Origin of the sequence: Fibrobacter sp. UWCM (assembly GCF_900129735.1) — a bacterium.
GTDB lineage: Bacteria > Fibrobacterota > Fibrobacteria > Fibrobacterales > Fibrobacteraceae > Fibrobacter.
On record NZ_FQWR01000021.1, the window covers coordinates 59,335 to 69,829 of the forward strand.

Sequence of the window (10,495 nt, forward strand, 5' to 3'; positions counted from 1 at the left end):
CGGTGCTTTGCAGGTCAGTTCAGCACGATGAACGGAACCCACCGCTTGTAGAATTTCTCCTGGAATCCAACAGGGGATAAAATCGGGTTATGGTCGCCTTGGATTATGAATCGCGTTTCAGGGTGCCTGCGAGCTAAATTAGCAATCACGACGAAATCGTTGTGCAGTTTGGAACTGTACGCGGAGTCTATTGCATCTGCGTTGCTGTAGTATATGTCCGGAAATTCCGGCATTGGAAATTTAGTGTCTGCAGTGGTCCAGGCAATAAAATGTTTTTGTGTTGTGTCGGCTAGAATACTATCGATTCTCGCGATTATCTCGGTATCGCGAAGCTGTTTACCTTTGCTTGTAGTTTTCCCGTAAATAACCTCGCCAAAACCGATATTCCTGATGTACTTGTATCGGTAATGTTCTAGACTGTCGCCACCAAAGAGGAAAGTTGTCTGGAATCCGATATCGGCAAAAACTTTTGGCAAGAAAGTTGTATCACGATGCAATGTAACGGAATCGCGGGTGCAGGTTTGCATAAGGTCCTCTCGCTCGGCGGTGCGTGTGCGGCTGTACATGCGGTTGTGCGTGCCGACTGCGGTTGTGATGCCGTTGAATAAGTTTGTTTGTCTTTCAAAACGCTTTATATCGAGTGGCAACCCCCAACTTTCTACAAGGATTATCACGTTGTTGCGAGCCGTGTCAACATAATCCCGCGTAATGGTGACAGAGTCTGTGACTATGTATTTTGCCTTGTAGTCTTCGGCGATGCGTTTCCTCTGTACGGGCTTGGGGGCAATTCGTTCGAGGTAATCTATGGTCGGGAATTGGGCCAAGGGTTGTGCCGCGTAGCGATTGTTTGCTTCCAGGTGGAACATCAGTGCTACGAATAAAATAAAGCAGATTGCATTAAAACGGAAGGGCTTTATTTTCCAGACCATTGCGATGGCAAGGGCGCAAGTGGCGAACGGAAGAGTGCCATACCAACCAGTAGGCCACCCCTTTATGGCGAGTTGGTTTTGTAAGTCAATCCAAGCTATTGCCACAAGTGTGACGATGAGTGATATCAGAATTATTGTCATGCCCGTGTAGACGGGCATCTTTTTTCGATTTGCTAAAGAGAATCTTGCTAGTTTGTTTTTGATAAATACAATAAGCAATAGCAACGCAAAGTACTCATACCCGAACAATCCGCGGACAATGTCTTGCCCCTTTTCGAATGTAAGCAAGAACGGCACAATGGTAATCAGCGCACTTGCGATTAGCGGGTAAAGGAGGCGTTTCATTGTGCTGCCTCCTTAGCTGCGGAATCGGCTGGCTGTACAAGACGATATTTTAGGAATGTCATCTCGCCAATTTCTTTAAGGGTATCTATGGCGACGCTATCGTAATAATGCCTTTGCAAAAAGTCTACCAAGTGTGGCTCATTCAGTACGATTACGTTATCGTGGACAGCGTCTTTTATTGGATTGTCGATGCCAAAATCAGCTAAGGCTTCCGTAACCTCGGGTAAATGGGGTGTCCAGTAACCGAATGAGACTGTCCTGCGGTATTGCCCGATGGGCTCAGCCGAGTAGGGCGGATTGCGATGATGGCTAAACCGCATGAATGCGTTCATCGAGAGCAGAAACATCTTGTTGGGTTGATTGTCAATGTATTCAAAAACCTGCGTGTAGTCGGTGGTGTCTTCGATGGCGAGGGTGCGCATTTCGCCACTACTTGGGTCGCGAACAGTTTCGCCGGAAGTCGCGTAAGCAAAGACGTTGGCGACGGCGATAACGCCGATGACGCCTACAACGAGCTTGCGTGGCAGGTCGAATAAAAATCGGCCGAACAACGGAATGGCAAGTACCGCGGCATACAGCCAGAACCCGCTTTCTACGCGATACACAAGGCGGCCCATTGCCATGAGATATGCCAATAAAGCAAGAATCAGGGCCAACGAGCTCCACAGATAAAGGAACTTGCGGCGTTGCGTGCAATACACTATTATGCAGAACGCGAACCACACCCAGAACAGGGGCGAACGCAGGGAATGCGCCAACGCATTTAGCTGATCTCGGGGTGTCAATTCCTTAGGGTTGTTTGTTCGGTATGGGGGAATAAGATCGGAATATTGCTTGATACTGTCAACTGAGAATACTTCGGTATCGTACATAATCCACTCTGTAAGCATGTGCATGTCTTTTCCAGAAAGCCCCAGTTCTTCGGCATCTTCATACACTGCATTCTGGTTGTAATTCCCGTTATCGCCAAATGTTACGCGCGGTCCTTGAAATTTAACGAAGTCGGCATATTCGGGGGCCTGGTATATTTTCTGGTCCCAACTGTGCATGGCGAATGCTCCCGCGAACAAGATTGCTAGCCCTGCAATAACCCGCCACTTGACTTTCCAACAGTCCTTGAAAATGAACAGCATCCCGAGGCAGAAAAACGGCATCCCCATTAAAAAGGCTTGCCACCGCATCACCGAACCCCACAGCATTAGGATTATGCCGAGAACGAAAGGTGTGGTAGCGCGTTTTTCAACCACCCCATACGCGAACAGTAGCATCCCCGCAGCGCTCAGTATCGAGGCGCATTGCGTAAATTGCACCACCAAATAAAAGTCGCTCGCGAACAATGCCGTGAACAGCGTTGCGAGGATTGCTCCCCAGCGTTCCCCGCATCGTTGCAACAACACATATCCAATGACTGTAAACGAGAGAAAAACGGCGAACATCTCGCCAACGTAGTACCACCCGATTTCCGGGAAAAGGTGGTACAGCGGCAACAGCGCATAGCCGTAGATGGCGTTCACGAAAATCAAATGCGGATTGTAATCCGTGCCCAGAGCTCCGGTAAGCCTCGCCGCCATAAAGTAGTCATCAATCGCCCCGAACTTGAGGTCGCCGAAAATGAGGCACAACGCCAAGAAGAACAGGTTGATGGCTACGGAATAGGTTGTGGCTCGCTTAAAAGGCATGTCTAAAAGTTAAAAAACACAGCAAAATCATCAATAGAACATTGCCAAATACATCAACGAAAACGCGCCAAACGCATCAGTAATCATCTTTTAGCCCCAAAAAACAAAAACTCGCTCTTTTTTTAGTAGAAATCAGAAAAAACTCGCTCATTTTTTAGAAAAATGCATATTGTTGACGGTTTTCTTGCAAAAACGGAAGTTGACTACCTGTTTTGCGAGAAAATATGCAGCCTTGCGTACTAATGAAGTAATTGTGCAAATTAGGGGAACTCTGGTGGCCGTTGACTGTTGGACGACAAAAATTTATACTTGTTACGGATGTCTTTCAAAATCTTCATATCAAGTGTACAAAAGGAATTTGCCAAGGAGCGCAAGTGGCTTGCCGACTACGGGCAAAATGCCTTAAACAAAGGATTGCCTTCAAGAACGAATGACAGGGTAAATGATAGGGTAAATGATAGGGCAAATGAGGGTGTAAATGAGGAAGTAAATGAGGGTGTAACAAAGAACTTGTCGGACAAAGAACGACTTGTCTATGCCCTAATCAAGAAAAATCCAGACATAACAAATCGTGTTCTAATCTCAAAAACAAATTTTGCTCACGCCACCATTGAGCGAGCAGTAAAAAAGTTGAAGGAAAAGTCACTCATAGGACGAATTGGCTCTGACAAGACCGGTCATTGGAAGGTGAAACACTGAGATATGCCTCAAAATAAGAATATTCGCGTTTGCCAGGTGCTGCACGGGATTGTAGGCGGCGGTTCGGAACAGGTTGTTTTGAACTATTGTTCTCGCATGCGGGACATTCATTTTGATTTGCTGTACCAGTACGAACCGAATCCGCAGATTTTGGAACGCTTTAACGAGGCCGGAATCAACTGCATCCAGATTCCCGACAAAGTGCATCATCCGCTAAAGCATCTGTGGACGATGTTCAGAATCTTTAGAAAAGGCAAATACGATGTAGTCCATAGTCACCTGGACTGGTTCATGAACAGCTACGTGTGCTTTCTGGCGATGCTCGCCGGAATCAAAAAAAGAATAGCCCACCATCACCAAGCTTATACTGCTCAAGAACCCGTCGAAGGGCCGAAAATAAGGTTGGTGAGCCTGCCGAACCACCTTGTAAAGAATTTTCTTTGTTTTTTATTCCGCATCCCCTGCAAACTCTTTGCCACCCATTGGTTAGCCTGCGGCGAAGCTGCCGCCATCAATGGTTGGGGAAAAAGTGCCGTGAAAAAAGGCAAGGTGACGATTTTGCCCAATGCCATCGATCCGGAACGGTTCAAGTTTAGTGAATCGACTCGACATGAAATCCGTGAGCGATATGGAATCAATAAAGATGATTTTGTTGTGGGGCACGTAGGGCGGTTCTTCCCAGAAAAGAACCACAAGTTTATCATTGAACTGTTTTCGGAATATTCACGGCATCATAGTCACTGCAAATTGTTGCTGGTGGGAAATGGCCCATTACAAACTGAAATTCAGAATCTGGTAAAGCAAAAAGGTCTTGAAGATAAAGTCGTTTTCGCAGGATTGCAAAAAAAAGTGGTCGGATTTTATGGCGCAATGGATGTACTTCTATTGCCTTCTGTACGTGAAGCGTTCCCGATGACATTGGTGGAAGCTCAGTATAACGGATTGCCTTGCGTGGTGAGTGCCGCAGTGCCTAGGGAAACAGCGATAACAGACAATGTATTTCCATTGCCGATAGATGATGTTAAGCCTTGGTGTGAAAAACTAAGTTCGCTGAAAGTGGTTGTTGATCGCGAGAATCCGCAGATAAAAAACGAACGGTTTGATGTAAGAAAGTGCTATAAAATGCTAGAATCACTTTATCAGATTCCATAATTTCAAAATCAGTTTCTTTCCGAAAATTCGAATCAGTAAATTCGCAAAGCGCTGTTTTGGACCAATCCATGACGCCGCATAATGGTGAATCGTACGAGTGTTTTCTGTAATCTGGATGTTCCCAAATTCTGAGGGCTTGGGGCAGAAATATTCGGCAGGATAAAAACTTGCTCCCTCGAATTCAATAATGCCAGGAGTTTGCTGTAAGCCTTTTAAAAGTAGCATCTCAGAAAAGTGCTCGACAATTGTTTTCTTGTTTAGTTCGCCAGACGAGGTTTCAAATTGCATGCTGGCGTACAAGTCTAGCATTTCTTTTAACAAATGAAACTTTGGTTCGCTGGCGAATCCTAGACCCGGATTGCATGCAAAGAGGCTTTCGTTTTCTAGCCCAAAGAATGTACCTTTAGCTATGACGTCGTCCATCGGCTTGACAACTTCTACATCGGTGTCAAAATAGACTCCGCCATGCTCATATAGAATTTTAAATCGGGCGTAGTCACTGACAAAAGCGTATTTCTTGTGCTTGTAAGCCTGCGCTGTATAGGGAATACCATTTACGTCAAAGTTGCCTTCGTTCCACTCCTTGATTTCGTAATCGGGCAGAAACTCGCGCCAAGATGCGATACATTTCTTTGCAAGAGACGGCAGCTCTTTATGGCCAAACCAGCAGTAATGTATAATCCTGGGAATCATTTATTCCTCAATATCATGTAAGACTTTTTTAAACAAATCTAGCTGTCTTTCGGACGAATAATCCTTTTTGTATTTTTCCGCTATTTTCTCTAGTTGTTGTTCACTAGGGGGATTATTCAACACCTCATCAATTTTACATGCTAAAGCTTTGTAATCTTTTGCTGGTTCATAATAGTTTAACAAACCTTGAGTTGAATAAGGCAAGGCTTCGCAACGGCTGCAAATGACTGGAACTTTGCATAGTGCTGCCTCTATAGGAGTGTAACCGAAGCCCTCTCTAAGGGACGGCGTTACAAAAACTGATGCATTCTTATATAAATGCCAAAGGTTTTCTACGGGCAAATTTTGAAAAAGAATTATCCGATCACCAAGGTCATGCGAATTTATGTACGGAAGAATTTCTCTTTTCCAGTAGGGAGTTTCTTTCCCAACAATAACCAAGTGATGGGAATTTTTTTGTTTAATATTTTCAAAAGCCTTAACCAAGGTTAAAACATTCTTTTGAGGCAGAAGGGTGTTTACATATAACAGATATTTTTCAGGAATTGGTGATGGCCTGTTCCAAAACGTCTGTTTGGGAGCATTGACACTACAATAGATTACATGAATTTTAGGTCTGGGAACGTTGAAAAAGGTTTCCAGATCTTTACGTGTATATTCAGATATGGCTATAACTTTGGTTGCATTGTTAATTAGAAAATTGTAAAAACGAAAATTACGCCTGCGCTTAAAAAAGGATCCGTCTTTAATTGCCTTTAAATCATAAATAATTAAAATTTTTTTTGCGGAAGATTGAACTTTGGTGCTGCGATCTAAGTCGCTAGGAATAATTTCTACGCTGTGAGAAATTTTTGAGATTGCTTGTTTGTATACAAAACGGCCGTATACTTCGCCAAAGATGGGTAGCCGATAAAGGATATAATTTCTTTTAATGTTGTGAATTGTCAAATGGGGGTATTTCCCCTTAAAGAATTGCGACATAGAATAATCAACTAGCAATTCTAGTCCGCTCTCTGTGGCGAACATGTCGATTAAACGAAAAATATAACCAGGAACGCTCGCTAAGATATTCTTTTTGTTGATGCTAGATGCGTCTATGAGGAGTTTCATAGGTTGAAAAATATATATTTATTTGGTGATTGATTATAGATGACGGCGGAAAAGTATAAATATGCTTAATGTTATTTATGACGCAACTTTGCTTACCAATTTTTTTCATAAGGATGCTACGCGTAGCGGTATTTTTGTCGTCGCCTATAATATCCTGAGCGAGTTGCAAAAGAGAAATGATGTTCGATTGGCGCTTTACATTGATCCAGAAAAATCTGGAGAGGCCGTCAGAGTAAAAAAAAAATTGTTTCCTAATTTAGAGTTTGTTTTTGATTATTCAAGGAACAAAATTCTTTTAGCTGCAAATTTATGGCTATGGGAAATTCACTCAAAATTATTTGGTCATCTTTGGTTGAGAAAACCATTTGCGTTAGGAATTATTTTTACCCAATTGCTTTTGAGATTGATGATGCGTAACAACTACAACGCAAACTTATTAAACAACGTTGATGCTTATTTATCCCCTGCGTTTAAAGTTCCTGAACTAATAAGACTAAAAACTAATGCACAGTCTTATATCTTGCTATACGATGCGATTCCGTACAAACTTCCAATGTTCAATAATATTCCTTGGAAAAAGTATTTAGATGCAGTTCTTTTTGAAGCCAAACAAGGCGACTTCTTCTTTTTTATCTCGGAATGTGCAAAGAAGGATTTTGAAGAAATATTCCCATTAGTTAACGATTTTTCTTCAAAAGTAACTTTTTTAGCTGCAGCAAATTCATTTCGTCCCATTAGGAACGAAGACGATAAATTCCGCATTCAAAAAAGATATAAAATTCCGCAAAATAAAAAATACATTTTTTCTTTATGCACTGTCGAACCGAGAAAAAACTTAATCCGCGCCGTTCGTTGCTTTATTACGTTTGTCGAAAAACATCATATCGAAGATTTGGTTTGGGTTATGGGAGGTGGACATTGGGAATCGTTTGTAAAAGAATTGAAAAAAAACAATGTATTTTCAGATTCCAAATATATAATTCAAGCTGGTTATATAGACGATGAGGATCTTCCTATTTTGTACAGTAATGCAGAATGGTTCGTTTATACCAGTCAATATGAAGGTTTCGGCCTGCCTCCGCTAGAGGCAATGCAGTGCGGATGTCCTGTGATAACAAGCAATAATTCTTCTTTGCCGGAAGTTGTTGGCGATGCAGGAATAATGATTGATTGGGATAACGATGAGCAACACATAGAAGCTTATGAAAAATATTACTTCAGCGATGAATTGAAAAAAAACAATCGTAAAAAAGGGTTGGAAAGAGCAAAATCTTTCTCTTGGAAAAAAACGGTTGATGAGATGATTAAAATAATGAAAGAAAGAGCTTCTTAGCTTTTTATGTGAGCCATTTTTAATATTATGTATAGCATATTTACAATGTGAAAGATTAAAGTAGAGAACGATTCCGAACGAATTTCACTTTCCCAACACTTTCTTGCAGCCTTGTAGCTCGCAATTGAATCAAATTTAGACGCATTTGCATCCGCCCATTTTAATCGACTAACCACAATACTGTGATAATGATAAAATGGGATATACCCTTTCATTTTTAGGTAATGAAAAATCATACAATCCTCAACGGCAGATTGACCAGAGGACATTCTTTTCCCCCATTGTGTTGTAGTATTTTCACCATGCCTGTTATTATAATTGAGAATTTTTGAGCAAAAGTAGACATCACCAACAAGACAAAATTCTATCCAAAACAACCAGTCTCCACTAGATTTAAAGTTTTGATATGTTTTGGGAATATCAGCCAGCGTTTTTCTTTTAAATAACACAGCACTTGCATTCAAGATAAAATTTTGGAATATCATTTTGCTACGAAGAAGCGACTTTCCATCAAAAAGAACATCTCGTTCTATTTTTACATCTATCTTTTTTTCAAAAGGGGTGACTATGTATGAATTTGTAAAAACAAGATTGACTTTGTTTGTTTCAATTCTTCGTACCGTTTCTTCCAAAAAATTTAATTCGGCCCAGTCATCACTTTCTGCAATCCAAATGTACTCTCCTTTCGCCAGGTCAAAGCCCCTCGCCCACTGTTTAAACGGGGAGCCACTGTTAAGCTCATTATACACAATATGACTTATTTGAGGGCGGTTACGGTATTGTTCAATAATCTCTTTGCTGTTGTCAGAACTGCAATCATCAAGAATAATGACTTCAAAATCTTGATATGTTTGATTGAAAATAGAGTCAAGACGCCGCCTAAGGAATGGTGCATGATTGTAGTTGGGAACAATGACGGAAACGGCGGGTTGTGGCATATTACACCTTTGAAGTGATCATTCCTATGGATTCAAATATACAATCCTAAACTATAAAAAGTGCTTTTTAACGATAAAAACATTCTTTTTTTGCAAAATTTTGCCAAAAAAGATGAATAATGTGTGTTTGAGTTGCCCTACTATCAGAAAAGATGTATTTTTCAAATTAAAACAGATGACTTGCATAATATACTTGTTGCCAATATCATGAAACTCTTATACGTTCTTGTTAGCAAACCTTCGGATTGTTATTACGAGCAAGCATTGTTGTCCATAATGTCTGCTAAATATAGAATGCCCCAAATATTCATTTCTTTGCTAATGGATGACGAAACGAAAAAGACCTTGGTGAATTCGCGAAAAAAAATTCTTGATTATACTGATGAAGTCCGTGTAATAAAATGCGATCCTCACCAAAGCCCAATGGTCCGTTCTCGTTTTCTGAAGACGATGATGCGCGAGTATATAGAAGGGGATTTTTTATATGTAGATGGAGACACATTGTGGGTTAATCCCATTAACAAAGAAGATTTTTCAGCAGATATTATGGGCGTTCCAGATGGTCATGTTGAATTCGAAAAATTCATATACCACGATTATCATTTGTCTCTTGTAAAAAAATTGGGTTTCACCCCCCCCTCAAATTTTTTTATTAATGGGGGCGTCCTTTTCTTGCGCGATACACCTGTTGTTCATGAATTTATGAAATCTTGGAATGAACATTGGAATATATCATGTGAAAAAGGGTGTTATACAGACCAGCAATCATTGAATCATGTTAATTATTTAAACAACAACATAATAAAATTGATGCCCCACAGCTATAATGTTCAAATTGTATTTACGATACGCTATTTGCTTAACGCAAAATTGATACACTATTTTGGCACTGGTTTATATGAAAATGAGGATGAATTATGTTTTGAACTGCAAAAAAAATCTTTTTGGTCTCATGTGAAAGAAAATGCAAATATAATGTCCCTGTTTGAAGATGTTGTAACAAAACCATATAAGTGCTTTTCAATATCCTCTATAAAACTGAATTACAAAAGCGAAATTGAACTCAAAAATCCTATTTATGGCTTTATCAACACATTAGCAAAATCTTCCAAGTTGCACGCTAAGGTTCTTCTGAAAATTTTGAATATGGGAGCTAGACTCTCATCGGCACTTTTTCCCTTGCTTAGCAAAAGGTAACGTTTACTGCACGAAGACCATTATTTGCGATATTTTTTTTCAAGAAAATTTCTTTTTCCTTATACGAAAGATGTTTTGTATGAACAAAATCTAAAACATGTTTTTCTTTTTATTCGCTTAAGGATTCAATAATTTTTGCAGGGACTCCTGCGACAACGGTATTCGCCGGAACGTTTTTTGTGACAACGGCGCCACATCCTACAATTGAATTTTCTCCTATTGTCACGCCTGGCATAATAATGGCATTCGTACCGACGTGAACGTTATCGCAGATGTGTATTTCTCCAAAAAGGTCTATATTTTTCAATGATTCATCGAGATGTCTCGAAGATGTAAATTTCTTTCTGTAAAATCAAAAGAGCCTGAAATTTTGCGCTTTTGGGCCCTATAAACAAAAAGTGGAGTTTCCACATCCTATTT

10 protein-coding genes are annotated in these 10,495 nt (G+C 40.6%); 4 read left to right on the forward strand and 6 right to left on the reverse strand.

Annotated features, from left to right (window positions below; translation table 11 throughout):
- Window positions 1-14 precede the first annotated feature (14 nt).
- Window positions 15-1,274, reverse strand: coding sequence for an alkaline phosphatase family protein (locus BUB22_RS12615; protein ID WP_073115590.1), 1,260 nt, complete (start codon window positions 1,272-1,274; stop codon window positions 15-17).
- Window positions 1,271-2,953, reverse strand: a complete 1,683-nt coding sequence (locus BUB22_RS12620; RefSeq protein ID WP_139258992.1) for a hypothetical protein — start codon at window positions 2,951-2,953, stop codon at window positions 1,271-1,273. The genes BUB22_RS12615 and BUB22_RS12620 overlap by 4 nt, the downstream gene beginning before the upstream one ends.
- 318 nt (window positions 2,954-3,271) lie before the next feature.
- Here BUB22_RS12620 and BUB22_RS12625 point away from each other — a divergent pair, with 318 nt between their 5' ends.
- Together BUB22_RS12625 and BUB22_RS12630 are read left to right on the forward strand one after the other, a co-directional pair.
- Window positions 3,272-3,652 (forward strand): winged helix-turn-helix domain-containing protein, encoded by a 381-nt coding sequence (locus tag BUB22_RS12625; protein ID WP_073115596.1) that lies wholly within the window; start codon window positions 3,272-3,274, stop codon window positions 3,650-3,652.
- A gap of 3 nt (window positions 3,653-3,655) precedes the next feature.
- Window positions 3,656-4,804, forward strand: a complete 1,149-nt coding sequence (locus tag BUB22_RS12630; RefSeq protein ID WP_073115598.1) for a glycosyltransferase — start codon at window positions 3,656-3,658, stop codon at window positions 4,802-4,804.
- Here BUB22_RS12630 and BUB22_RS12635 read toward each other — a convergent pair.
- The gene (locus BUB22_RS12635) at window positions 4,784-5,497 is read right to left on the reverse strand and encodes a glycosyltransferase family 32 protein (protein WP_073115601.1); all 714 of its coding nucleotides are present in this window, start codon (window positions 5,495-5,497) and stop codon (window positions 4,784-4,786) included. The genes BUB22_RS12630 and BUB22_RS12635 overlap by 21 nt on opposite strands.
- A complete protein-coding gene (locus tag BUB22_RS12640) occupies window positions 5,498-6,607 on the reverse strand; it encodes a glycosyltransferase family 4 protein (protein ID WP_073115604.1) in 1,110 nt (369 codons plus the stop codon). It abuts the gene before it with no gap.
- 61 nt (window positions 6,608-6,668) lie between these two features.
- On the opposite strand from BUB22_RS12640, the gene BUB22_RS12645 reads away from it, so the two are divergent.
- Window positions 6,669-7,940, forward strand: a complete 1,272-nt coding sequence (locus tag BUB22_RS12645) for a glycosyltransferase family 4 protein (RefSeq protein ID WP_073115609.1) — start codon at window positions 6,669-6,671, stop codon at window positions 7,938-7,940.
- Here the strand turns inward: BUB22_RS12645 and BUB22_RS12650 are convergent.
- Window positions 7,937-8,878, reverse strand: coding sequence for a glycosyltransferase family 2 protein (locus BUB22_RS12650; protein WP_073115612.1), 942 nt, complete (start codon window positions 8,876-8,878; stop codon window positions 7,937-7,939). The two genes, BUB22_RS12645 and BUB22_RS12650, sit on opposite strands and share 4 nt — an antisense overlap.
- Before the next feature lie 321 nt (window positions 8,879-9,199).
- On the opposite strand from BUB22_RS12650, the gene BUB22_RS12655 reads away from it, so the two are divergent.
- The gene (locus BUB22_RS12655) at window positions 9,200-10,075 is read left to right on the forward strand and encodes a putative nucleotide-diphospho-sugar transferase (RefSeq protein ID WP_139258993.1); all 876 of its coding nucleotides are present in this window, start codon (window positions 9,200-9,202) and stop codon (window positions 10,073-10,075) included.
- Window positions 10,076-10,184: 109 nt separating this feature from the next.
- On the opposite strand, the gene BUB22_RS17245 is transcribed toward BUB22_RS12655, so the two are convergent.
- On the reverse strand, window positions 10,185-10,382 hold the full coding sequence (locus BUB22_RS17245; protein WP_083535532.1) for a DapH/DapD/GlmU-related protein: 198 nt from the start codon (window positions 10,380-10,382) through the stop codon (window positions 10,185-10,187).
- Window positions 10,383-10,495 lie beyond the last annotated feature (113 nt).